Here is a 25,143-nt window from a genome sequence, read left to right on the forward strand (position 1 = left end):
TATAGTTGTTTCAATTAAGGATAAGACGGTGATGAGGTAAAATGAAAAGGGTATATTTTCAATAACTGACAGCAATGCCATACAGTCTAGATTTCAGAAAAAAAGTAATAAACTATATAGAAAAAGGTGGAAAAATTACAGAGGCAGCGAAAGTATTTGGGATAGGAAGAGCGACAATATACAAGTGGTTGAATCGTTCCGAACTAAAGGCTAATAAAGTAGAACGTCGTCAAAGAAAGCTAGATTGGAAAGCCTTAGAACAAGATGTCAAAGAAAATCCAGATGCTAAATTAATAGAGAGAGCCAAAAAATTTGGAGTGCGCCCAAGTGCAATATTATACGCACTCAAAAAAATGAAAATAACTCGTAAAAAAAAAGAACTTCGTTATCGGGAAAGAGATAGGAAAGAAAGAATAAAGTATTTAAGAGCATTAAGAGAATTAATAAAAATATATGGAATTAAAAGCCTTGTATTCATTGATGAGTCGGGGTTTTACAAAATACAGTCATGCCTTTATGGATGGTCAAAAAAAGGGAAAAAACTGTATGGTGAACAAACAGGAAAACGAATAAAAAGAGAAAATTTAGTAGCAGGAAGAAGGAAGAAATCAAAAGATTTAATAGCCCCTTGTTTAGTGGTAGTCTTAATGCCGAAGTATTTGAAGGATGGTTAAGCCAATATTTATTAGCCTCATTAACAATTCCTTCAGTATTAATTATGGATAATGCACCAATTCATAGAAAAAATGCAATTAGAGAATTAGTAGAGTCAGCCGGTCATCAAGTATTATTTTTGCCGAAATACTCTCCAGATTTCAATGATATAGAGCATGATTTTAGTGCTTTAAAGAGAGCCAGAATGTATACTTCTATAGACACTTCTCTGGATGAAGTAATTCGTGAATATTGTGCTTCTTAGTGTCTCCTCCTTATTTAAAATAACTATACATTTGGAATTCTTTGAGCTGTCTTTGGGAAGAAGTTCGCCGGAAGGGTCATGGTATCGACGTTGCTATACCTGTTATTGGAGCGGACTTAGCTCGTACTAACTTACCTCGAATGGCATTAGCTAAGTTAATTATTCTTTCATTCGTAGTGGCTTCTAAGAAGGAGTTTGTCACCAGGAAACTAACTTTAGTCATCCATCCTAAAGACTTAGAAAACACAGATTTCTATGAATTAGAGGATTTCTTGACATCGGCTTGTTTTTGATATTGTCCTTAAAATCGGTATTATATAGTGTTTTCAATGGGGTGAGCTACAAAGCTCCTAAGTTAATGGGAGTAGGGATTAAGACCTGAGGGGGTGATAACAAGGGTAAAAAGGTGGCTTGTCACTCCCTTTGGGATGCGATCGCATTTACTACTCGATTCCAGTTTCTCCACCAGCGAAGGTAACACAACAACCCAAACCAAAGTATCTCAGTGGTAAACTGCAAAGAGATCAAAAGTGCAGCCACTAGGCATTAGGCTCTTTATAAACCCCCCCTTCCAACCTCCTAACCTCCTAACCTCCTAACCTCCTAACCTCCTAACCTCCTAACCTTCAACCTCCTAACCTTCAACCTCCTAACCTTCAACCTCCTAACCTCCAACCTCCTAACCTCCTAACCTCCTAACCTTCCAATCCCATTGGTTAAACAACGACTCGACAAATTATTAGTAGACCTTAACCTGTGTGAATCCCGACAGCGAGCTCAGGTGCTGATTCGTGCCGGTGAAGTAATGGTAGATGGACAAATATTAGATAAGCCAGGAACTGAAATTAAGACCACGGCTCAGATTCAGGTCAAAGAGAAACCCCCTTTTGTATCCAGAGGAGGGCAAAAACTTGCCAAAGCCTTAGAGGTATTTGGGATTTCAGTAGAAGGACGCATTTGCCTAGATGGTGGCATTTCCACCGGTGGCTTCACCGACTGCTTGCTAAAAGCTGGAGCAAAACAGGTTTATGGTGTTGATGTGGGATATGGACAAGTAGCCTGGAGTCTGCGCAATGACCAGCGAGTGGTGTTGAAAGAACGTACCAACTTACGCTATCTTCAGCCAGCCGACTTGTACGGTGTTTCACCAGTCCCGAATCAAAGTCAAGTCTATGCTGATTTAGGCGTAGTCGATGTTTCCTTTATTTCCTTAACCAAAATTCTTCCTGCTCTGTGGCAACTGCTATCCCCTCCCCGTGAAGTAGTGTTGCTAGTCAAGCCTCAGTTTGAAGTTGGTCGTGACCGTGTCGGAAAAAAGGGAGTAGTTAGGGACCCCCATCACCGTGCGGATGCGATCGCAAACGTTCTAGAATCCGCCAAACAGCTGGGTTGGCAGTACAAAGGATTAATCTCCTCTCCCATTACTGGCCCCGCCGGGAATATCGAGTACTTACTTTGGCTAGCAATGGATAGTATATTATGCTATCCCGATTTAGCAGCAATTAGAGAGATTACCAGCAAAATGAAGAATTTAGAATGAAGAATGAAGAATTTAGAATGGTTAAGGGTTAAGGCATAATTTCAAATTCTACATTCTTATAGCGTTTATCATAGCTATCAGATACACAATATTTTTAACCTATTGCCTATTGCCTCTTATCTGCTCCCTGCTCCCTGCTCCCTGCTCCCTGCTCCCTAAAACCCAGACATTTGTACCTCAAAAGTCGTAGAATTTATATAATTTAAAACTGATACAAATGAGACAAAAACTGAGAAATTTTGCGATTGTCTGGCCATTATTATGAAAATTGCAGAGTGTATTGGAGTAACTTATTAATGTCACACACCACTATTCCAGCAGGACAAACCCACAAAGCAGTTCCCGTTTTTCGCAGAGGTTCCGGAAGGCAAGGGGATTCAGGATCTAATAGCTCCCATTCCCCATTCCCCATTTCCCCTTCTCCCTTCCCTAAGGATAGTTTGAGATTAGACAATTTTAGATTAGACCCCAGCCCACCACAGCGATCAAAACCCAGTCAAAAGGTGGTAAAACTAAAGCGGTGGTTAGAGGATTGTTTTGATCCGGGTTGGGAAAACGTGGAGACTATCTTAGAGCAATACCCAGAGCGAGTTTTAAGTTTTAGAAGTGACTCCTTTCACCAAGCGATGCAGCGCGGTCTTGGGGGTTTCCCCCATGAGCGACTGCATCAAGAAGCTAGTAGCAAATTCCATACTACAGCAGGAGTGAAAAGAGGTAAGCTACTCGGTACTGAGATCGGCTGGGGTGATCAGCAAGTCGCTTTATTAGTGGAGCTACATCGGACAGAATCACCCAAAATGAATCTATCCATTGAGCTGCATCCTGCTGGTGGTCGAGACCTTCTCCCCAAAGGTTTACAAATTATGGTGCTAGATGAAGAAGGAATTGTGGTGATTCAAGTCCAAGCCAGAGAGACAGAAAATCTTAAGTTGCAAGTTAGCGGCGAAGCAGGAGAACATTTTACCATTAAGTTGGTTTGGAATGATATCAGTATTACCGAAAATTTCTTAATCTGAATGCTTACAATCAGATTAAGAATGAAGAATGAAGAATGAAGAATGAAGAATTAAAAAAAATCCAATTCTAAATTCTAAATTCTAAATTATACATTCTTCATTCCAATAATTTCTCAAATTTTCCTGTGGCACTTTCCGTTAAGCGCACCGTAAGGATTCAGCTATCAGCTAATAGGCTATTAGCTTTTGAATAAAACAGGTCAGCATTGGTTGAATCTAAGTTATGTAACAGTGTCGAAGCCCGTGCCACAAACATTAAGCCTATGCCACAAAGCTGACTGCTGACTGCTGACTGCTGAATGCTTACAGCGCACCTAAGAACTTTGCTCACCAGAAGCTAGCTGCTGATTAACCACAACCATAAACTCCTCTACAGAAGCAATGGTAATTGCCTGTCTGTGCAACATTGTCAAAATCGAGTCCTCCTTAATTTGGTTGATTGTTTCCACCAACTCACTAGGCACATCTTCAAAACGAAGCCGAAGTACTTCCAGGAGCCATTCTCGACCTTTTTCCAAAATGCCGATTTCAATCCCTTCTTGACGAGCAAGGCGTTCAAAACTAGTAACTTGACACTCCCCACTAATCGCGAGACGGGGATTCTTGGTTCAATGACTCGGCTTGCTGTGACAGGTTTTCACCAATCAAAGTAGAGGCTAAATCTCCCCAAGCGTTTGGAATATTATTCCAAGTTCCGGTGTGCCCCACCGTACTCAAGGCTCGATTCAAAATGTTGATTGCGGCGTTGTGGTCACGATCTAATTCACATCCGCACGAACAGACATGGGTTCTAGTAGAAATCGACTTCTTAACCACTTCGCCACAATTAGAACAGTTTTGCGAAGTATAGGAAGGATTGACTGCAACAGTTACTCTACCAAACTTCGTACCAAAATGTTCTATCCATTTTCTGAATTGGTACCAACCTGCATCATAGATAGATTTAGCAAGAGAGTGGTTCTTAACCAAGTTTTTAACCCTCAAATCTTCATAGGCTACCAAATCGTTAGATTGGACTACGCAACGCGCCAGTCTCTTGGCATGTTCTTCACGCTGCCTACTTATATTAAGGTGAGTCTTGCCTAGTCTATTAATGGCTTTCTTACGGTTGGCTGTTCGCGAAGCGTGGCCTACGGCCTTGCCTTTCTTTTTCCGGGAAACCCGACGTTGATGAAATTTTAGTCGTTTCTCACCTTTTCGATAAAATCTAGGGTTAGGTTGACTATCGCCATTAGAATCGGTATAGAAGTTTTTTAATCCAACATCTAAACCAATAGTTTTGCCCGTTAATTCTATCTCCTCATAAATGTCAGTATTGACACAAAATTGGACATAGTATCCGTCTGCTCGGCGGACTATCCTAACTCTTTTTATCAGTTTTATTTCCAAACACCATAAATCCCATGTTCCTTTGAGTTTAAGTTTTCCAATACCTTTCTTGTCGATAAAATTAATCCACTTTTTGTCTGGACATAGTTTCCATCCCGTAGTCTTATATTCCACCGAGTGGCAGTGCTTTTTGAATTTTGGAAAACCTTTCTTCCCTGGGACTTTCTTCTTGCAGTTGTCATAGAAACGTGCAATCGATGACCATGCTCTTTCAGCGCTAGCTTGTCGAGCCATGGAATTGAGTTCATTGGCAAATGGGAATTCTTTGGCTAGGACAGCACAAAGAGCACTTAAATCAGTTTTCTTTACACCTTTATTATCCATCCAGTGACGGATGCATTTATTGCGAATAAATTTAGCTGTTTTTATAGCTTCATCAATCGCATTATATTGTTTTTGCTTGCCGTATGCCTTGAACTCTATAACTATCATCAGTATCGACCTTTTTTACTTACTTTATTATACACCACGCCGGATAAAAATTACGGAATATTGAAAAGATTTTTTTCACGGCTAAAAGCGCGCTACCAACCTTCATCCCCGCTTTTAAAAGACCATGAGCGACTCCATCAAGACATTGTACACATAAATCCTCTCAGCAAACACGGATTCGTATTGACTTTGGACTTCCACATGAATTAGTACCCAAGTTTCCTGGCCATCGCTGCGCCAAACCTTAACTAATTTGTCTGCTTCCCTAGTGCTAATTTCCCCATCCCGGGCTATCTGTTGGAATTCCTTGTCGAGAAATTCATAGCCTTTATCCCAGTCAATGTTTTCCTCAATTTCGGGAAATAAAAATGCCATAAAAGGTTGGAAATATAAGGAAATTGCCTCTTTCCATGGATTATCGTAGTCTGCACGTTGATTGGTCATAACTCATGGAATAAATGTTACCCAATTCAGAATTTATAATAACTATTATACTACTAAAATTATACCTTATTAATACAGTTTAAATATCAGCTAATGCGCTACGGTAACAGCTAAGCTAAATGGGTTCGCGTAGGGGCTATTTCAGAGCATAGCATTCCCTATTATTTTGATACTGCAATGGCGACAACTGCAAAAATAATGAAGAATGAAGAATGAAGAATGAAGAATGAAAAAAATCCAATTCTAAATTCTAAATTCTAAATTCCCAATTCTAAATTCTAACTTCTAACTTCTAACTTCTAACTTCATCCTATCGCTCCCAACGTTTTCAGAGTTGCTTTCTGTGCCTCAGTTAACCCTCTAACTCCAGTAATATTCATGGCTTCATAGAGTCTAGGAGTTCTCAGGATTTTCAAACACTCCCCTGTTTCTACATCCTTTAGCCTTACCGTTTGGTCTTGAGACCCACTCGCCATAATTTGACCATCCACACTGAAGGCGACTGAAGAGACCAGATGGCTATGTCCGGTGCAAATGTCACGGCACTCCCCTGTGGAAACATCCCAAAGTCTGACCGTTTTGTCAGCACTGCCACTGCTTAGGGTTTTCCCATCGGGACTGAAAGCAACTGACAATACCCAATTGGTATGTCCCGTCAAGGTTTTGCAGCACTTACTCTCACGGATATCCCACAGCTTCACCGTGTGGTCTGTACTGCCACTAGCCAAAAGCTGACCATTGGGACTAAAGGCGACGGAGTGGACTCGATTACTATGTCCGCGCAAAATTCCTACACAGCTTCCGGTCTCACAATTCCATAACCTGACCGTGTGGTCGGCACTGCCACTGGCTAAGGTTTTCCCGTCATTACTGAATGCCACTGAACGCAGTCTATCGGTATGTTCTTGAAACGTTCTGATGCAGTGACCTGTGCTGACATCCCACAGCTTGACCGTGTGGTCGGCACTGCCACTGGCTAAGGTTTTCCCGTCACTACTGAATGCTACTGAAAATACCCAATCAGTATGGCCATGTAGTGTTCTAATGCAGCAACCTGTGCTAACATCCCACAGCCTAATCGTATTGTCTGTACTGCCACTGGCTAAGGTTTTCCTATCACTACTGAATGCCACTGAATAGACAAAGTCAGTATGTCCGGGCAAGGTTCTGATGCAGCTACCAGTACCATAATCCCATACTCTTACCGTGTAGTCGTTACTGCCACTAGCCAGGGTGTGACCGTCACTACTAAACGCGATGGGCATTGCCCAATCCGTATGTCCATACCAAGTTTTCAAGCATTGACCGGTTTGACAATCCCACAGCTTCACCTTTTGGTCTAAACTCACACAAACCAGGGTGTTTCCATAAGGACTAAAGGCAACTGAAAATACCTGATTGCTGTGTCCATGCAACGTTTTCAAACATTCATTGGTGCTAGTATCCCAGAGCCTGACTATGTGGTCGCCACCGCCACTAGCCAGGGTTTTCCCATCTGGACTAAAGGCGACGGAGTAGACACCACTACTATGTCCTGTGTAAGTTCTTAAGCAGCGACCTGTGCTTACCTCCCAAAACTTCACCGTGTGGTCGCCACTGCCACTGGCTAGGGTTTTCCCGTCACTGGTGAATGCCACTGACCCAACGCAATCCCTATGTCCAGTGCCAGTGTTCAGGCATTCACCAGTGCCACTATCCCAGAATTTCACCGTGTGGTCGTCACTGCTACTGGCTATAGTCTTACCATCTGGACTAAAGGCAACGGATCTAACCCAACTGCTATGTCCGGTGCAAGTTTTGAGACATTCTGCAGTTTTGATATCCCAGACTTTCAAGGTGTGGTCGCCACTACTAGTAACTAGGGTCTTACCATCTGGACTAAAAGCGACTGAACATACTTCATTAGTATGTCCGGTACAAGTCTTTAAGCACTTACCATCACTGACATCCCAAAACTTAACGGTGTGATCGGCACTGCAACTAGCTAAGATTTTACCATCATGGCTGAAAGCAAGGTCTCGTACCAAATTGGTATGACCCTCACATAGCAAAACTAGTTTACCGCTTGGTACTTCCCACAGGCGAACTTTCCAATCTGTATCACAGGTTGCTAATAGTTTACCATCTGGGCTGAATGCTGCTGATAAAATATTTCCTAAGGTTTCCGTAAATACTGAGCTGGTAAAGTCAGCATCAGCGAAATTGACATTGTGTAATTTAATCCCCTCTAGGTTAGCTTGCCAAACTGTTAGATTAGAAAAGTCATAGCTGTTTAAATCCACCTGTAATTGGCGCATTATATTAATTATATTGCCGCAGATATATGCCGGATCTTGAGTTATTTTTTTTACCGTGGAAGTTGGGGAGCGCAGCATTGAAATAATTTCCAGCAAGTGATTGCTGAGCTTTTTTGTGGAACCAAAACTGGCGAGTAATCTTTCAATAATTGGTTCGAGAATAAGACAAACTTGAGTATCCCAAACATACTCAGGAGCAGTAGCTTTGACTAATGCGTGAGTGCGCAACAGAGCAAAATTTTGACTAGTAATTTCCTCAGGAATCTGCTCAATTAATCGATTAAGCATGTATTCCATCACGACAGGTTGTTGGGTAAACCCAGCCGAGGTTTTTTCAATCAATGAGCGCCGTTGTAGAGACCCTAAAGACTGTAAAATATCAGGAGCGCATCGGTGGCAGACAACGTCCTGTTCCAACTCTTTAAAAAAAATCGGTTCGCGATTAATAGCTAGCCAGTACATCAGGTCTTGTTGTGTAGCACTCAGGCGCTGAAACTGCCGATCTAGCAAATCCCGAATATCATCAAAAATGAATGAGCCTTGGTTTAAAAAATTCAGGAACTGAGCAATATTACCATAAAAAAAGTCTCTGACCAGACAAGCCACCATTTTTAAAGCTAAAGGATTGCCAGCATAGTGCTCAATTACAGTTAGCCACTGGCTGTCATCCCCAGCAAAATTTCCTTTTTCCTTCAGGATTTCCTGCCCATCGGTTTCTGATAAGCCTTTGAGTGGCAAGCAGCGAATGGGTAAGTTTTCCCCCTCCAGAATAGTCAAGTCCTGGGGTGGCTCCCGAGAGGTCAGTAATAGACAGCTGTGGTGGGCGGTTTCACCAATACTTCTGAGCAGCTCACCGTATTCAGCATATCCTTCTCGATAACTACCGGTGCGATCGCCACTTTGCAGAATCGACTCAACATTATCTAGAACTAGCAAGCAACGCCGCCCTTGTAAATACCGAATCAATCGCAGAATTTTGCCATCCACAGAGGAGGGTAAATTGGTTTCCTGCTGTCCAGACAAAAATTGAATCAGGTCTGCCAGGAGTTCTTCTAGGGGAGGCGCATTGCGTAGAGTCCGCCAAATCACAAACTCAAATTTATCTTCCAGAAGATGGGCTAAAGTCACAGCCACAGAGGTTTTACCAATTCCCCCCATCCCTAGAAGTGTCACCAGGCGGCACTTGTCCTGAAGAATCCATTGCTGTAGGGTGTTGAGTTCCTCAGTACGACCGTAGAAACCTCTTAGCTTTGGTGCTTGTCCCCAATCAACACGTTTAATTTGAGCCACAGTGGGACTCTTGCCGTTATTGATTTGATCTGCCTTAATCTGATCTGGCTCAACAACCTTTTCCCAATCAACCCCTACAGCACTACAAATAGCGATGAAGGTGTCACAGCGAATCGGTTGTCTGGCCCAAAATCGGTTTAAAGTTGCCCTAGAGGTTAAGGCACTGCTACACCAAGCTTCTGCGGTTTTGTTCCATTTTTTCAGGCGTCTAGCCCGGTCAAGCAATTTGAGTCCTAATTCAGAAGCTCGCACTGAATTCTTCATACCGAAATCTGGTTCTGCTCACTATCCACGCCAATTGTTATGCCAAACTCTGAGATAACCATGAAGTCAATCTGAGACAATTGAGATAATCACCTCAGACAAGGGCACAGGTAACTTCGGATCCTAGAACAGCAAGGGTTTGAGGAACTTTAAGTTTTTTGAACACAGTTAATATAATTTAATGTAAGCATTCAGCTATCAGCTATCAGCTATCAGCTATCAGCTATCAGCTATCAGCTATCAGCTATCAGCTATCAGCTATCAGCTTATGGGCACGCTACTTGAGGTGCTATCAGCTATCAGCTATCAGCTATCAGCTATCAGCTATCAGCTATCAGCTATCAGCTATCAGCTATCAGCTATCAGCTATCAGCTATCAGCTATCAGCTTATGGGCACGCTACTTGAGGTGCTATCAGCTATCAGCTATCAGCTATCAGCTATCAGCTATCAGCTATCAGCTATCAGCTATCAGCTATCAGCTATCAGCTTATGGGCACGGTTGAGGAGGAAACCGTTAAGAATAAAATACGTAAGTATTAGTTTAATTTGAGTTAAGTCACAGCGTCAAAGCCTGTGCCACAAAGCTGTTTGCGTAGCGTGGCCTACGGCCAACGGCTGACAGCTGAAGGCTGACAGCACCTCAAGTAGCGTGGCCTACGGCCAACGGCTGACAGCTGACAGCTGACGGCTGATAGCTGGTGTTATCAAAAATCTTTAAAACCACTAACCGACTCCTGCAATTCCTGAGCTACGGCTACGGTTGAGGTTAAGGAACTTGAAATTTGCCTAGAGGAATCAACGGTGCGTTCCGAGAATTGAGCCATCTCTTTGATCAACATAGCCACGTTCTGAGTGGTTTCGGTTTGGGAAACACTCCCCTGGGAAATGGCTGCTACTAGCTGCTCGATCTGGCACGAAGCTTCCATCAGCTGTTTCAGATTCTGCTTAGCTTCCTCAACTCGACTTGTGCCCTTCTCCACCACAGCAGTGCTCTGTTCCATTACCTTCACTAATTGAGACATTTCTAGGTCGATATCATCTACTATTTTGTGAATTTCCTGGGTAGCTTTGATCAATTGGTTGCTAAGCTGATTTACTTCTTTGGCAATCACGACAAAACCCTGAATCCCATTACCAGACCGCCCAGCCTCAATCTCAGCGTTAATAGCCAAAACATTGGTTTGAACCAAGAGCATGTTGCTCTTGGCAACCACCTTAGCAATCTTTTCGGAAGATTTACCTAGCTGCTTCACTTTTGAGGTCGTTTCCCCAATCGTGTCTCGCAATTCCAGCATACTCTCCTGAGTTAGGTTAATAGCAGTGCTGCTAGCTTCAACAGTGGTTGTAACTCCATCAACTACTCTCGCCGCCTGATCAGCATTCTCAGCCACTGCTTGAATCGAATCGGTGATTTGCTCTACTGAATCCAGGGTGTGAGTGGTTTCTGAAGCCTGCTTAAGAGCATCTTCTGCTAGTTGACCGACTACCACCTCGTTGTTTCCTAGTAAGGTATTGACTTCAACCGCTGAGTTGTTGACCTGGGTTACGAGAGTTTGCAAATTCTCAATAATTGTGTTAAAACAATCAGCAACTTTACCAATCTCATCCAAAGTCCCGTCAGAGCGCACTGTCAGATCTCCTTGTGCTGCCCCTTGCAAATTTTCAAGCAGTACCAGCAGTTGCTTCTGGAGTGCTTCTTTTTCCTGTCTTTGCTCTTGAGAAATTCTTTCCCTCTTTTCGAGGAGATTAGCCTGCTCTAGAGCAAAGCCCAATTGAATCGCCACCTGAGTGAAAACCTTGATATCCGTTTCCTGCCAAGCTCTTGGCTGTGAACATTGATGGGCAGCCAGAAAGCCAATCAAGTTCTCTGCCACCAAAATCGGTGCCACTAAACTGGCCTTAGCTCCAAGCAGTAGAGAAGTTTGGCCAAGCCTCTCTACTTGGGACTGCTGGTACTGGGTCAACTCACCCTCAAGATTATCAATGGCTAGAACCTGACGTGACTGGTAGTGATCAACATCCTCTAGGGCAAAATCCAACTCTTCTTTCTGTGTTTGTGGGGTAACAGACCCATCCAGAGTTACTGAAAGGCCAACCATTGACCCTTTATGATTCTGTTCGAGGAGGTAAATGATTGTGCGATCGCACGAGAGCGCTCTTTTAATTCCCACCACCGTAGCCGCGAAAATCTTTTCCCGTTCTAAGGATTTAAGCATGCTAGCAGTAATCTCATTTAACCTTTGGGAAATGTCCACCGTGGCTTGCTGCTGTTCCAGGAGCAGGGCTTGGGTAAGGGCATCACCAATTTGTCTAGTTAACTGCTGCATTAACTCACGTTCTGACTCCTGCCAAGGGTGGGGTTTTGAGCAATCATTCGCATACAACAAGCCGAAAAGTTCACCCCCAACTATAATTGGCGCAACCAGGCTGGCTACGACACCAAGGCGTTGAAGGAACTGCCCAGGAGCACCAGTTAGAGTAGCTTGTTGAAGGTTCTCGACACTAACAAGCTTCTCCAACTTAAACTTTGTAATTTCCCCGGTCGTGATTGGTTCGTAAATAGTTTGCCCTAGGGCTTTAACAAAACCAGAATTTACGATCTCCGCTGCAATTATCCCGCTTTTGAAGTCAGGATTAAAGCGATAGATAAATACACGGTCTGTGTTGAGGGCAAGGTGTACCCCATAAACGGAAGTTTGTAGGATATTGTCGAAGTTTAAGGATTGCTGAAGCTGGTTGCTGACTAGCACTAGTGTCCGCGCCTGTTCAGTTTCTTGTTCTTGGTCCTGTAATCGACCTTTGACCCGTGTCACCAGGTTATTAAAGACTTGAGCCAGTAGCTGCGTCTCGGTAGCACCAACAAGCTCCGCCTGAACGTTCAGGTTGCCTGCAATCACCGCTTTGGCAGTATTAGCCAACTGACCCAAGGGTTTTGCTAACTGATCGGATAAAGCTCTGACTACCAAGGTAATAATAATGCCCAGTACCACGAACAAACTAGCAAAGCCTATTGCCGCTTTTCTACCCGCTGCTCTGAGTTCACTAAGTTTGATCGAGACGGCCACAGTCCAATTGCTATCAGGAACTGCAACCAATATATAGTGCCTGCTATTATGATCAAAGGTGGCCAGCTTTAAGTTTGGGAAAAGTTCTGAATTAGCTGATTTTATCGTCAGTCCCTTCTGCTGCACTGTTTGCCCAGTTTCAAAAGCTTTGAGCAAAATTTTTAGGTTCTGTACAAGTGCTTGATCCTTTGCCCCGAGCAGTTTCTGTGGCTGGTCTTTACTCTTCCCTTGGTAGATGGTATCAACAACAGCCACAGTGTCGTCTTTTTTCAGGGCTAGTAGCTGCATAGATTGAGAATCCCCAATTTCCAAATCCTTCAGCAGGTTTTTCAATATGCTGCTGAAAACCGAGGCAGGCAAAACTCCTCTAACAACCCCTAGGAATTCATCAGTTGCTGGGTCTGTGATCGCTTTGCTGAACTCAATCACGAACCTATCGTCAGTGTCATCAAATTTCGTTTTAATCACCTGCTGACTGGGATCATCTTTTGCCTCTTGCCACCAGGCTTCATCCCGTTGGACAAAGTCAGTAGTAAGACTGTTGTAAGCTACATTAAACCCGTGCTTTTCGGTGAAAGATATCTCGGCAAACTCATAAAGTTCTGTAGTTTTACGTAAGTAATACTTGAGAGTTTCATTTGGCTGGATTAACCTGGTAGCGGAGAAAGACTCTTCAACCTCGTAGTAGGGTAATTTGGAAAGGTTTTGATCTTGAGAAACTTTTGTTGCAGTGCTAGCCGCCTCAACTACTAGAGGGCTAGCCGCCAATGTAGAAGGTATTCTTTTTGCTTCCTCCAAAAATATATAGAAAACTCTGCCCGCAACTAGGGTTTCACCCTCTAATAGTTGCTCAGCTTGCTGTTGGGAGCTGCGGGAAATAGCACTGTAGCTGAATAGTCCAGCCAGACCTAGAGGGGTTAAAACCGCTGGGAGAATGGTCTTCAATAATTGAGTGCGCAGATCATTACTTTTCCTTTGTGGTTGGGAATTGTTGGAATCGGTGGGTTGACTTGATTGTTGATGGTAGTGCTGTTGTCCATCTTGGGTTATCCCTTGAGGTATGACTGGTAATTCCCAGGCTAAGTCTTTTGAACAATGCATATGACCGTGACTATTTTTCCTAGAAGGATAGCTATAGCGTTTATAAACGATTTGTGAAAATCCAGAAACCCCTAATTATTGGTAGTGCTGGAATTTTGACCCCGTGATCGTTCACAACCTATTTATAATTTATAGATTTACTTCAGTTTTTAATCTAACCATATTTATCGAGGAATTTCTCTCAGTAAATTAACTGAATTTTGTGTCTTAAGAGTTACGCTAATTTACTGATTAGCGCAATTATCAGGACGAGTGAGGTACAAATTCCTAGGTTTTAGGGAGCAGGAAATTCGGAGCAGGGAGCAGCGGATATGGGAAGTGGGAAAAGGGAAGTGGGAAACAATCCTGTGTACCTCATAGCTATAAGAAACGCTATATACGCTACTGGGAGTAGTTATGTATAGCGGTTTTTAATCTAGTAAGGTACAAGTTTTTGAGGTGCGCTTGACCTTGGCGAATTTAATTCGCCAAGGTCAAGCGCACCTAAGGTTTTAGGGACTTCGGAGCAGGGAGCAGGGACTTCGGAAGAGGGAAGAGGGAAGAGGTAAAAAAATATGTGTACCTCATGAGGATAAAAAGCGCTATAGTCATGGCTAACTCTACAGGTATATTTTTTCGGCAGTCTTGTGTATACTCGTAACTGCTGACAGTAAAAACTAAGGCTGGCTAGGGTATGTCTAAAACTTTATCGAAACTTTATCAAAGTATCCATCAGGTGAAATAACTCTTGTCAAGAAAAAAATAAGATCTAGTTTAAATTATTTTTATGATTATTTTTCTTAAAGAATTTAATCGGTTTTGATGGTTAAAAATATAGTTAACTCAATAAGTTATCAACAGACAATAATTCATCTGTTGACTGGTGTATCTATTGCTATTATCCTAGGGCTTACCGCCTGCGAGAATAAAAATTCTGCAAACCCATCAGTGATACCCGTTGATACTTCCCATCAACAAGTGTCGGACAATACTGTCCGGGTGGGTGTGCTTATCATTGATAGCGTGGATTCTGTCAAACAACGGTATCAGCCACTCCTAAACTACCTCTCTGGGGTGATTAATCGCCCTTTCTCCTTAGTACCTGTTACCCAAGAAAGTCAATTCATTGAAGTAGCCCAAGGTAATTTGCACTTTACCACCAACAATCCTCTGGCAGCTGTGCAAATCCGTCGGCTCTACGATACGGAGTTTCTACTTACCCACTCTCGACCTCAGGTGGGTACAAAATTTGGTGGTCTGATCATCGTCAGAAGCGATAGCAATATCTACAAGCTGAAGGATCTGCGGGGTAAGAAGGCAGCCTGCGTGGCTTTTCAAACGGCGGCGGCTGGCTGCATTTTCCAAATCTATCATCTGCTTCAACATGGTATTGACCCGTTCCTGGACTTCAGCAGTTTTGTGGAAAACAAATCACAAGACCAGATCGTGCTTGATGTAGTCAACGGCAAAATTGATGTTGGGTTTATCCGTACATGTCAATTAGAAAAGATGGTCAACCAAGGCTTGCTGGAAAACCTGGAACAGCTGAGAATCCTAGAGTCGGCTAAGGACGAATTCTTCTATACTCATACCACCGAGCTCTATCCCGAGTGGCCGATTGCTGCGGTTAAGGGTACTGACCCGCAATTAGTCGCAGCAGTGACCGAAGCGCTTCTAAATATCCCGCCGAACCATCCAGCCCTGGCAGCTGCTAACATAGATAAGTTTTTACCGGCAGAGGATTATGGCTCCCTGGATAAGCTGATTGAAACCTTGAGGCTAAAAAGTTGGGATGCTAATAGGGATCCGTTTAGGAATTCTGGGAACAGGGAACAGGGAGTAGGGAGTAGGGAGTAGGGAGTAGGGAGTAGGGAGTAGGGAGTTTTGTAGGGTGGGCAAGGGGAAATCAATGGGAGCGGTTGGGTTGACGAATCACCTTGCCCACCAGGATTAACTGTGGGTAGCTTGGCTTTTTGGTGGGCAAAAGTCCTAGAGTTTTCAGTACAGCTTATCTGTGATCACCTCTTGCCCACCCTACAGGGTCTTAAAGATTTTTAAGGGAGGTGATCCGCTGTTCCCTGTTCCGGTGATCCGCTGTTCCCTTTGCTATAGCAACCCATTCTAGATTGAGTAAAGTACTAAGCCGAAAATTCCAGCAATCGGGATAATCAACAGCACCTTCACGCGGAACCGCCACATGGCAACTAAGGCTGCGGCAAAGATCACCAGGCTGCCAACATGAAATTCAGCACTCCCAGCTACTACAATAGCAGCGGTAATGATCATGCCAATCACGGCAGGACGAATTCCTGTGAGCGCCGCCTGAATGACTGTAGATTCTTTGATATGTTTCAATAAGTGGGAACAGGTTACCATCAGCAGTCCTGGTGGTAAGAAAATCCCTACTGTTGCTACTATTGCTCCCGAAATCCCTTTCACCACATAACCGATGAAGGCAGCGCTGATCAGAATTGGTCCAGGAGTAATTTGCCCGATTGCGATCGCATTAGCAAATTCTGTCTGAGTCACCCAACCATAAGTATTCACTACCACTTCTTGAATCAGGGGAATGAACACGTAGCCTCCACCAAATAGCATCAGGCTCATTCCGGAAAATGTCACGAATAGTTTCCCGAGGCTGGTTTCCCCCAAAAAGGGTAGGGGAATCAGAGAAAGCAACAGAAAACTCAGGAGGATCACGAAGGTGACTGAGAGCTTCAGCCAGGAAATCCCCTCAATTGACTCCTGAATCGGTTGAGCTTGAGAACTCTCCTGTCCCGACTGCTTAGTGTCACGTAACCAAAACCATCCTAGCAATCCAGAACCCACCACCACTAGCACAGTAATGTAGAATCCTCCTACTACCTTGAGTAGGACTGCCGCTATTAAAGCAATCAGTAGTTCCCGCCAGCCTTTGATCGCTTTTTTGCTCATGCGCCTGGCGGCACTCAAGATAATCGCCGCCACCGCAGGAATAAATCCCGCAAAGGCTTTTTGAAGTGCTGGAATTTCCCCGGCCTGGAGATAAGCAATGGTTAGACCAATTACCAGGATAAAAGAAGGGAGCAACACACCAATAGCACTGACTACAGCCCCATTAGTCCTCCCCAAGCGATAGCCCACATAGGCTACTACATTAGCAGCAACTGGACCAGGTAAAACAGTGGCTAAGGAAATGCCGTCCAGCATATCTTCATGGGTGAGGAGTTTGTGCCGCCGCACCATCCGATTCTCCACTACGGAAATCAGAGCCATGAAACCGCCAAACGCTGTACTTCCGATCTTGAAAAAGTTCCAAAACAGAAACCAAAGGGATACCGACTCGGAATTTTCCGAGTTTACATGCAGTTTTTTTAACATAGTCAGTTCTTTAAGCCACTACGGTCTGACGTGCTTTAATCTCTTTGAGCAGAGTGGCTTGGCGATCCCGTCGCTTTAAGTCCTCAGGATCCATCTTTTGGCGTACTTCTGCTTTCAAGCTTTGGTTAATCGCATTAAATTTAGCGATCGCACTGCTGCTGAATTTGATTTCTTTGCCTTTAAGAATTCCAACCCGTTCGTAACCGAGAGCATCAAGTACATCTCCCGCCACCAATTCAAAAATCAGGATTTCCTCATCCGTAGCTTCCTGGAGAAACTTCTTAGTGTTTTGCTTAATTACAGGTTGCGTGACATTACTCCATAGGGAGCTAGAAGTGGCAGCATTCGAGGCTTCCTGGGATTGATGGAAATCCAGAATCTCAGGAGTATAGTGGACGCCAAGAAAATTACACAGATCCTGCAGGGTAGTCTCAGGAGAGCTGATTAGGGTTTCATAACTGATACTGAAAAACCTCTCGGGACTTAGGCGAGAGCGCATCTGGAGTGCTAAACCCTGGGCTTTTGCCCATTCTTGAGCAATATGGTAGAAGTGCTTTTCCCCAACCACTGCCTTTTTAAAAGAAACCGCCACATCTCGACCATCCCGGTACAAATAGATAAATTTAGCGTTTTCCAAGTAAGCGGTAATCTCTGGCAGGTAGTAAACGTTGGCTAAACTTTTGCAACACCATTGCTGTGCTCCCCAAGTTTGTGCCATAATATCGTAAACAGAGGCAAATATCGCCACCAAAGACCGCTCTCGGCAAAGGGAAATGACTTCCTTTGTATCTAAATTCACACCCTCCCAAGGAACGGGATTGAGTTCCACTAAACGACACACATCATTGACTAAGAGGGTAAAGGTGTCCGTTTGACTCAAATCCCCATAGCTAGGTAGTAATGGCATCATCCGCTGCAATATGTGAGGGGAGTGGGGAGCAGCGAGATCACCAATCTGATTCAACATCAGGCGCAATAAATTAGAGCCTGAGCGTTGGGTGCCGATCATAAAAATAGACATAACTTTGAGCTATCCTCATCACTGAATTCCAATTGCTGACCTTGATCACCGATTAAGTAGAAGCAGCCATCAGAAAACGTTGTGGTTGCAATGCACCACAATAAAAGCTTGGTCTTCACCAAACCAACTCTCCCTAGCTGTGAGTGGAGCGGTGTCTAGCTGACTAACCGTAAGCATTCAGCTATTAGCATTCAGCTATCAGCATTCAGATATCAGCATTCAGATATCAGCATTCAGATATCAGCATTCAGCTATCAGCATTCAGCTATCAGCATTCAGCTATCAGCATTCAGCTTATGAGCTACGTCACAGGTTTCTAGCCTGTGCCACAAAGCAGACGGCACCTCAAGTAGCGTGAGCTAAAAGCTCACGGCTGACGGCTGTTCACGTAGCGTGCGCGTAGCGCATATGCTTACAAATTGTTTAACAACCGATCAGCGGGTTTATATCTTGGTTGTAAACAAAATTATTGCCGGAAAAGGCATGCATGTAAGAGGTAAAAGGCAAGAGGGGAAAGATATCCGGAGTTTTATTGGAGAATAAAAAAAGACCTCCTATGTTTACATCTGATTTATAAAACCTATAAACCAGATCACACCTTCGTTAACTGATTACCCGATCCGGGGTAACAGCCGAAAATTAAGCACTATCACTAAAGTAGATAGGCTAAATGATTGAAATTAAGACTGTAGGTTAATGGGGTGATGGGAGAATAACACGCTTGTTAAGCCAAATGTGATAGGAATTACTTTATAAATGAAGCAAAACTGAAGCAAAACTGAGAAAAAAAGCAAAACTGAGACAACTGAGACAAAAACTGAGACAACTATTATTCCAACTTATGCTATATAGCGCCTCTGAATAGGATTAATTTCATCGGTTGATGGCTCAACCTGAGATTAGTCTGAGAAAAATATAAGCTCACCCTGGGCTAAGTATGAAAAAAATTATACAACTAAACCTAGTTAAAATAACTGAGCTAAAAAACTGATACAAAAACTGAGACATTAGGCTCTGATCCGAATGCCATTGTAGAAATATAGACACCTTAGCGACTAGACAAAAGCGCTAATGCCCTGTTAAAACCTATGGTTTTTGCCTAAGGGTCAATGTTTGCCTGAGGTTAAAAACATTACACTGGTCTATTGCCGGTAGACCAGTGTTTACTTCCACTCTCAACTTAATTCACTTGCATTCGGAGGAACTTTCATGTCAAACACTTTTATTCCCACTGGAGAAACTCTAACCGAGCCAGTAATACTACCCGGAGTAGGGGATTCTTTAACCGTATTCGGTACATTGGATGTTGATGGTAGTGCTGTTGATATCACTGGCACTAATGCCAGCATCTTTAACGCAGAAACAGGCACAATTGATGGTAGCTTCAATGGTGTCAACTTCGTTAATGGTGGTGTTTCTTCTGGCACATTAACCAACCAAGGCTTGATTACCAGTGATAGTCGTCCCGTCAACATCGGTGGTCAGAACATCAAGGTTGATAACTTAGCCCAGATTATCTCCTCTGCCAGTCCGAGGGATGGTGTCGTTTACGCTGACCAGACCGCTACATCCTATGATATTTTCAATGGTCCTGATGCTGTAATTGATGTGGGTGAGGGGAATGATGGAGATGCCATTTCTCTACAACTCGGTGCTAATGTCACAGGCAGTGTGGTTAATCAAGGTACGGTGACCGGACGTGGTGTGCCGGTGGGTAACAACCAAGCTACTGCGATTCGCCTCAGACAGGGTACTGACATCGGAGGAGCGGATGTCTCAGTCTTCAATGGTGATATTGTCAATGAAGGCACTTTGATCTCAGAAACTGATAGTGGTATCCTGATTGAGTCGGGAGTAGAACTCAATGGTACCATCGTTAACAACGGTACGATTGATGGTGCTTTCAACGGCGTCAGCTTTGCCAATGGCGGTACCTCTTCTGGCGCGCTGCAAAATTTCGGTACTATCACTAGTGCTAGTCGTGCCGTAAATATCGGTGGTCAAGATATTAGCCTTCAAAACTTCGGTCAGATTCTCAGCTCTGCCAGTCCCCGGGATGGTGTGGTTTACACTGACCAGAGTGCGCTTTCCTACTCGATTGTCAACGAAAGTAGTGGTCTGATCGATGTCGGTGAAGGCAATGATGGGGATGCCATTTCTCTACAACTCGGTGCTGATGTCACAGGTAGTGTGATTAATCGGGGTACGGTGATCGGACGTGGTGTGCCGGTGGGTAACAACCGAGCTACTGCTGTTCGCCTCAGACAGGGTACTAATACTGACCTCTCAGTCTTCAATGGTGATATTGTCAATGAAGGCACCTTGACCTCAGAAACTGATGCGGCACTGCTGATTGAGGACGGAGTCGAACTCAACGGCGAAATCATTAATAGGGGCACTATCAACGGTGGTGTTGTTGCAGGCAGCCCTCAGGTGGGTATTGATGTTCAGGATGCTGAGGGTGACGTAACTATTGTTAACCAAGGCACTATCAACGGCGATGTTCTACTCAGTGGTGGTGATGATACCTATGATGGGATCGCAGGCACTGTTAACGGTACTGTTTTCGGTAATGAGGGCAATGATACTCTGATTGGTGGTAGCGCTAATGATGTCTTGAACGGAGGGGTTGGCAATGACTTGTTAACTGGCAATTCAGGTGCAGACATCTTCGCCTTCGGCAGTGAAATCTTCCAAGACGGTCTCCAGGACTTTGACCAAATCACTGACTTTGAGGCAGGGGATGCCTTTGATTTCGCTGATGAATTCTTGGGCAATATTAGTTTCGGTCGCGAAACAGTTAGTGGTCAAGAAGCCGTAGTAGCCATCCTTGGCGGCGAGGATAATCTGACTGTATTCGGCAATCTCGATGCTGCTGAGCAGGCACTTGATGTATTTGTCTAACACAAAAGTGTCATCCCAAGACTGTTAGCGATCGCTAGTTAGATTAGCGATCGCTTTTAGCGTGACCAAAGGTCAATCGCATTTTTTTTCTCAGCTAAATGGTTACATATAGCGGTTTGCGACTTTATTTTTTACAAATTTCTGGGTTTTTAGGGAGCAGGGAGCAGGGAGCAGGGAGCAGGGAACAGGGAAAAAATCCTGTGTACCTTATAGTTATGAAAAACGCCATAGCAATCCGTTTAGGAATTGTGATAATTTTTATTCCCTGTTTCCTTTGCTATATTTTTATTAATTTTTATTGTCTTTTTAAATAATTGTTAAATCAGTAAACCTTAACTCCAACTTTATGAAATAATCCGAGAAATCGGGAGCATTTTGATTGATAAACATGAAACCTCGGATTGACCGACTTGTGGCAGCAAGTCCCTTTGTTCTGTGTTCTCTATTAGCTGCAACTACGGCATTAGGGCAAATCACCCCAGATAATACCGTCGGTAATGAACGGTCTGTAGTAACGCCCAATGTTGATGTTAACGGGAACCTAGCAGATTTAATTGAAGGTGGGGCGATTAGAGAAAGCAATCTATTCCACAGCTTTCAAGATTTTAATGTGGCCGAGTTTGGACGAGTTTATTTTGCGAATCCAGCAGGAATTGAGAACATCCTCAGTCGGGTAACGGGAGGTAATGTTTCCAATATTTTGGGGACTCTAGGAGTGTTGGGCAATGCTAATTTATTTTTGATCAATCCCAACGGTATTGTCTTTGGTCCCAATAGCATACTGGATATTGGAGGTTCATTTTTTGGGAGTACTGCTGATAGTGTGTTGTTTGAAGATGGCACAGTATTCAGTGCTAAAAATCCGAATGGTAAACCGTTGTTGACGATTAATATTCCCTCTGGGTTGCAATATGGTTCTAATCCCGGGAGTATTACTAATCAATCTAGTCTGTTTCAGGTACCAAATGGTCAAACCTTAGGGCTAATTGGTGGTGACATTAATATTCCTGGTGGTAATTTAACAGCAACCGATGGACGCATTGAGCTGGGGAGTGTTGGTTCTAATAGTGTAGTGAACTTGACCCCAAAAGATACTAGTTTTGTGTTGGATTATTCAGGAGTTCAAGAGTTTCAGGATATTAGTTTGTCTGAGAGGGCTATAGTCATTACCAGTGGGGAAGGTGGTGGGAGTATCCAGGTGCAAGGGGCTAATGTGACTTTACGCGATCGCTCTTTTGTTTTTGCGAGAACCAACGGCAGTGGAAGTGGCGGTCGCATAGTTGTTAAGGCTTCTCACCTCAGCCTTGAGGGTGGTTCTAGGATAACTACAGATGTATTGGGCTCAGGACAGGGGGGAGATTTGATAGTGAATGCCACTGAATCTGTTCGAGTAATTGGTGTATCGGCTGATGGTAATTTCAGCCTCTTGGGAGCCCGAGTTTTTCCAGGAGCAACAGGAAATGGGGGAGATTTGAGTATTACCACTGGTCAGTTAATGGTCTCTGATGGAGCAATTGTTTCAGCTAGGACTTTTGGTGAAGGGGACGGGGGAGATTTGACTGTGGATGCCGACTCAAAGGTTCAACTGATTGGTACCTCAGCCGATGGTCGGTTTCCCAATGGCTTGTTTGCTCAAACTTTTGGGACAGGAAATTCGGGAGATGTGAATATTGCTACTGGGCAGTTAATTGTCAAAGATGGAGCAATTGTTTCAGCTAGCACTTTTGGTGAAGGGGACGGGGGAAATTTGACTGTTGATGCCGACTCAAAGGTTCAACTGATTGGTACCTCAGTGGATAGTCTGTTTCCCAGCGGCTTGTTTACTCAAGCTAATCGGGAAGCAACAGGAAATGCGGGAGAGTTGAAGATTACCACTGGGCAGTTAATGGTCTCTGATGGAGCACAAGTTGCAGCTGGCACTTTGGGTGAAGGGGACGGGGGAAGCTTGATAGTGAATGCCTCCGAAAAGGTTCAAGTGATTGGTACTGATGCCGATGGTCGGTTACCCAGCGGCTTGTTTACTCAAGCTCAAGGAACAGGAAATGCAGGAGAGTTGAAGATTACCACTGGGGAGTTAATGGTCTCTGATGGAGCACAAGTTGCAGCTGGCACTTTTGGTGAAGGGGACGGCGGAAATTTGACTGTGGATGCCTCCGAAAAGATTCAACTTATTGGTACCTCAGCCGATGGTGTGTTTGCCAGCGGCTTGTTTTCTCAAACTATTGGGACAGGAAATGCAGGAGAGTTGAGTATTACCACTGGGGAGTTAATGGTCTCTGATGGAGCAATAGTTTCAGCTAGGACTTTTGGTGAAGGGGATGGGGGAAATTTGACTGTGGATGCCTCCGAAAAGGTTCAAGTGATGGGTACCTCAGCCGATGGTCGGATTGTCAGCGGCTTGCTTGCTCAAACTTCTGAGACAGGAAATGGGGGAGATGTCAGTATTACCACTGGGGAGTTAATCGTCTCTGATGGAGCACAAGTTTTAGCTAGCCCAATCGGTGAAGGGGACGGGGGAAATTTGACAGTGGATGCCTCCGAAAAGGTTCAAGTGATTGGTACCTCAGCCTCGGGTCGGTTTCCTAGCGCCTTGTCTACTCAAACTCCAGGCACAGGAAAAGCGGGAAATTTGAAGATTACCACTGGGGAGTTAATGGTCTCTGATGGAGCACAAGTTGCAGCTGGCACTTTTGGTGAAGGGGAAGGGGGAGAGTTGATTGTGGATACCTCCTCTACAGTTCAAGTGATTGGCACCTCAGCCTCGGGTCGGATTGTCAGCGGCTTGTTTACTCAAACTGAAGGGACAGGAAAAGCCAGAGATGTGAAGATTACCACTGGGGAGTTAATTGTTTCTGATGGCGCAGCTGTTTCAGCTAGCACTTTTGGTCTTGGGAACGGGGGAAATTTGACAGTGGATGCTTCCTCTACGGTTCAAGTGATTGGTACCTCAGCCTCGGGTGGGTTTGTCAGCGGCTTGTCTACTCAAGGTAATCCCGGAGCAACAGGAAATGCGGGAGATTTGAAGATTACTACTGGGAAGTTAATTGTCTCTGATGGAGCAAGAGTTTCAGCTAGCACTTTTGGTCTTGGGAACGCGGGGAACTTGAGTTTCAATACCTCCTCTACTGTTCAACCCATTGGTAATTTTACCTCAGCCGATGGTCGGTTTAATCGGGGAATCACACCAGATGCAGGAAATTTGTTGGAAATTACCACTGGGCAGTTAATTGTCTCTGATGGACCGGTTAGTGCTAGAAGCTTTGAACAGGAGAATTCAGCAGGGGAGGTAAAGATTAATGCCAACTCTATCTTCCTTAACAACAATGGAATCATCGCAGCAGAAACAGCAGGAGGAGACAAAGGCAATATTACTCTATTTTCCCGTAACATCCGACTCCTCAACGAAAGCAAGATTAGAACTGACGCCCAGAATGTAACTGGGGGCAATATCACCATTGATACTGAAACCTTAGTCGGTCTGGGAAATAGCGACATCACCGCCAATGCTGAATTTGGCCCAGGAGGTAGTGTTGAGATTAATGCCCAAGGCATCTTTGGTTTAGAGTTTCGAGACCGTCTAACTCCAGACAATGACATCACCGCCACCTCCACCCTTGGCTCATCCTTCAACGGTGATGTAATCCTCAACATCTCCCAGGTAGACCCCACCTCAGGCTTAACGGAATTACCAGCAAGCCCCGTAGATGCAGAAGCGATCCTGGCCAATGACCTTTGTGGCTTTGAAAATAATCGGATTGCTGGCGGGAGTTCCTTTATCATTACCGGAAAAGGCGGTTTACCAGCTAGTGCAGAAGATCCGGTGATTAATGCCCACAGAACAGTGAGGTGGCGAACTCGTCCTGGCTTACCCAGCAGCAGCAGGAAACAATCATTACAGCAATTACAGCAGCAACCTTCAGTGATACAGCCTCAACCTCCCGAAGAAAAAAAAGTGATTATCGAAGCCCAAGGCTGGGTCAGAGCAAAGGATGGCACAATTATTCTGACTGCGCAACCGTTTAGGGGGACTCCTGTTGATCAGATATTGCCCAATCTTGATTGCCATTCGGGTTTAGGGAACAGGGAACAGGGAACAGGGAACAGGGAATAGGGAACAGGG

At 44.2% G+C, this 25,143-nt stretch carries 14 protein-coding genes and 1 pseudogene; 7 read left to right on the forward strand and 8 right to left on the reverse strand.

Annotated features, from left to right (window positions below):
- Positions 1–74 precede the first annotated feature (74 nt).
- Together F6K63_RS28295 and F6K63_RS28300 are read left to right on the forward strand one after the other, a co-directional pair.
- A pseudogene (locus F6K63_RS28295) lies at positions 75–919 on the forward strand (IS630 family transposase).
- Between the two features lie 41 nt (positions 920–960).
- The gene (locus tag F6K63_RS28300; RefSeq protein WP_287313785.1) at positions 961–1,212 is read left to right on the forward strand and encodes a macro domain-containing protein; all 252 of its coding nucleotides are present in this window, start codon (positions 961–963) and stop codon (positions 1,210–1,212) included.
- 121 nt (positions 1,213–1,333) lie between these two features.
- On the opposite strand, the gene F6K63_RS28305 is transcribed toward F6K63_RS28300, so the two are convergent.
- The gene (locus F6K63_RS28305) at positions 1,334–1,459 is read right to left on the reverse strand and encodes a hypothetical protein (RefSeq protein WP_287251041.1); all 126 of its coding nucleotides are present in this window, start codon (positions 1,457–1,459) and stop codon (positions 1,334–1,336) included.
- Between the two features lie 172 nt (positions 1,460–1,631).
- Here F6K63_RS28305 and F6K63_RS28310 point away from each other — a divergent pair, with 172 nt between their 5' ends.
- Positions 1,632–2,459 (forward strand): TlyA family RNA methyltransferase, encoded by an 828-nt coding sequence (locus F6K63_RS28310; protein ID WP_287251039.1) that lies wholly within the window; start codon positions 1,632–1,634, stop codon positions 2,457–2,459.
- 296 nt (positions 2,460–2,755) lie between these two features.
- The gene (locus F6K63_RS28315) at positions 2,756–3,475 is read left to right on the forward strand and encodes a DUF1822 family protein (RefSeq protein WP_044494771.1); all 720 of its coding nucleotides are present in this window, start codon (positions 2,756–2,758) and stop codon (positions 3,473–3,475) included.
- A 314-nt stretch (positions 3,476–3,789) separates the two neighbouring features.
- Here the strand turns inward: F6K63_RS28315 and F6K63_RS28320 are convergent, their stop codons facing one another.
- The 5 genes from F6K63_RS28320 to F6K63_RS28340 form a co-directional block, all read right to left on the reverse strand.
- On the reverse strand, positions 3,790–3,993 hold the full coding sequence (locus F6K63_RS28320) for a hypothetical protein (RefSeq protein ID WP_008188204.1): 204 nt from the start codon (positions 3,991–3,993) through the stop codon (positions 3,790–3,792).
- A gap of 64 nt (positions 3,994–4,057) precedes the next feature.
- Positions 4,058–5,296, reverse strand: a complete 1,239-nt coding sequence (locus F6K63_RS28325) for an RNA-guided endonuclease InsQ/TnpB family protein (protein WP_008188205.1) — start codon at positions 5,294–5,296, stop codon at positions 4,058–4,060.
- A 114-nt stretch (positions 5,297–5,410) separates the two neighbouring features.
- Positions 5,411–5,740: an RpnC/YadD family protein gene (locus tag F6K63_RS28330; protein ID WP_008188206.1), complete on the reverse strand. Its 330-nt coding sequence runs from the start codon at positions 5,738–5,740 to the stop codon at positions 5,411–5,413.
- Positions 5,741–6,045: 305 nt separating this feature from the next.
- Entirely contained in the window at positions 6,046–9,591 is a 3,546-nt protein-coding gene (locus F6K63_RS28335) for a WD40 domain-containing protein (RefSeq protein ID WP_287313787.1), read from the reverse strand.
- Positions 9,592–10,297: 706 nt separating this feature from the next.
- Positions 10,298–13,759, reverse strand: coding sequence for a GAF domain-containing protein (locus tag F6K63_RS28340; RefSeq protein WP_287267900.1), 3,462 nt, complete (start codon positions 13,757–13,759; stop codon positions 10,298–10,300).
- Between the two features lie 801 nt (positions 13,760–14,560).
- Between F6K63_RS28340 and F6K63_RS28345 the strand changes: the two genes are divergently transcribed.
- Entirely contained in the window at positions 14,561–15,595 is a 1,035-nt protein-coding gene (locus F6K63_RS28345) for a phosphate/phosphite/phosphonate ABC transporter substrate-binding protein (RefSeq protein ID WP_008188209.1), read from the forward strand.
- A 264-nt stretch (positions 15,596–15,859) separates the two neighbouring features.
- Here F6K63_RS28345 and chrA read toward each other — a convergent pair whose 3' ends face one another.
- Positions 15,860–17,098, reverse strand: coding sequence for a chromate efflux transporter (gene chrA / locus F6K63_RS28350; RefSeq protein WP_287252808.1), 1,239 nt, complete (start codon positions 17,096–17,098; stop codon positions 15,860–15,862).
- Positions 17,099–17,108: 10 nt separating this feature from the next.
- Positions 17,109–18,119 carry a sulfotransferase family protein gene (locus F6K63_RS28355; protein ID WP_287252810.1) on the reverse strand — a complete coding sequence of 337 codons (1,011 nt, stop codon included), beginning with the start codon at positions 18,117–18,119 and terminating at the stop codon, positions 17,109–17,111.
- 1,209 nt (positions 18,120–19,328) lie between these two features.
- On the opposite strand from F6K63_RS28355, the gene F6K63_RS28360 reads away from it, so the two are divergent.
- Positions 19,329–21,023 (forward strand): beta strand repeat-containing protein, encoded by a 1,695-nt coding sequence (locus tag F6K63_RS28360; protein ID WP_008188212.1) that lies wholly within the window; start codon positions 19,329–19,331, stop codon positions 21,021–21,023.
- A gap of 388 nt (positions 21,024–21,411) precedes the next feature.
- Positions 21,412–25,134, forward strand: a complete 3,723-nt coding sequence (locus F6K63_RS28365; protein ID WP_287313789.1) for a two-partner secretion domain-containing protein — start codon at positions 21,412–21,414, stop codon at positions 25,132–25,134.
- The last annotated feature ends 9 nt before the right edge of the window (positions 25,135–25,143 follow it).

This window comes from Moorena sp. SIO1G6, from assembly GCF_010672795.1.
Taxonomy (GTDB): Bacteria; Cyanobacteriota; Cyanobacteriia; order Cyanobacteriales; family Coleofasciculaceae; genus Moorena; species Moorena producens.

Coding starts and splice junctions, on each gene's coding strand:
- F6K63_RS28315 (WP_044494771.1), top strand. CDS start 2,756: ATGTCACACACCACTATTCCAGCAGGACAAACCCACAAAGCAGTTCCC.
- F6K63_RS28325 (WP_008188205.1), bottom strand. CDS start 5,296: ATGATAGTTATAGAGTTCAAGGCATACGGCAAGCAAAAACAATATAAT.
- F6K63_RS28330 (WP_008188206.1), bottom strand. CDS start 5,740: ATGACCAATCAACGTGCAGACTACGATAATCCATGGAAAGAGGCAATT.
- F6K63_RS28335 (WP_287313787.1), bottom strand. CDS start 9,591: ATGAAGAATTCAGTGCGAGCTTCTGAATTAGGACTCAAATTGCTTGAC.
- F6K63_RS28340 (WP_287267900.1), bottom strand. CDS start 13,759: ATGCATTGTTCAAAAGACTTAGCCTGGGAATTACCAGTCATACCTCAA.
- F6K63_RS28345 (WP_008188209.1), top strand. CDS start 14,561: ATGGTTAAAAATATAGTTAACTCAATAAGTTATCAACAGACAATAATT.
- chrA (WP_287252808.1), bottom strand. CDS start 17,098: ATGTTAAAAAAACTGCATGTAAACTCGGAAAATTCCGAGTCGGTATCC.
- F6K63_RS28355 (WP_287252810.1), bottom strand. CDS start 18,119: ATGTCTATTTTTATGATCGGCACCCAACGCTCAGGCTCTAATTTATTG.
- F6K63_RS28360 (WP_008188212.1), top strand. CDS start 19,329: ATGTCAAACACTTTTATTCCCACTGGAGAAACTCTAACCGAGCCAGTA.
- F6K63_RS28365 (WP_287313789.1), top strand. CDS start 21,412: ATGAAACCTCGGATTGACCGACTTGTGGCAGCAAGTCCCTTTGTTCTG.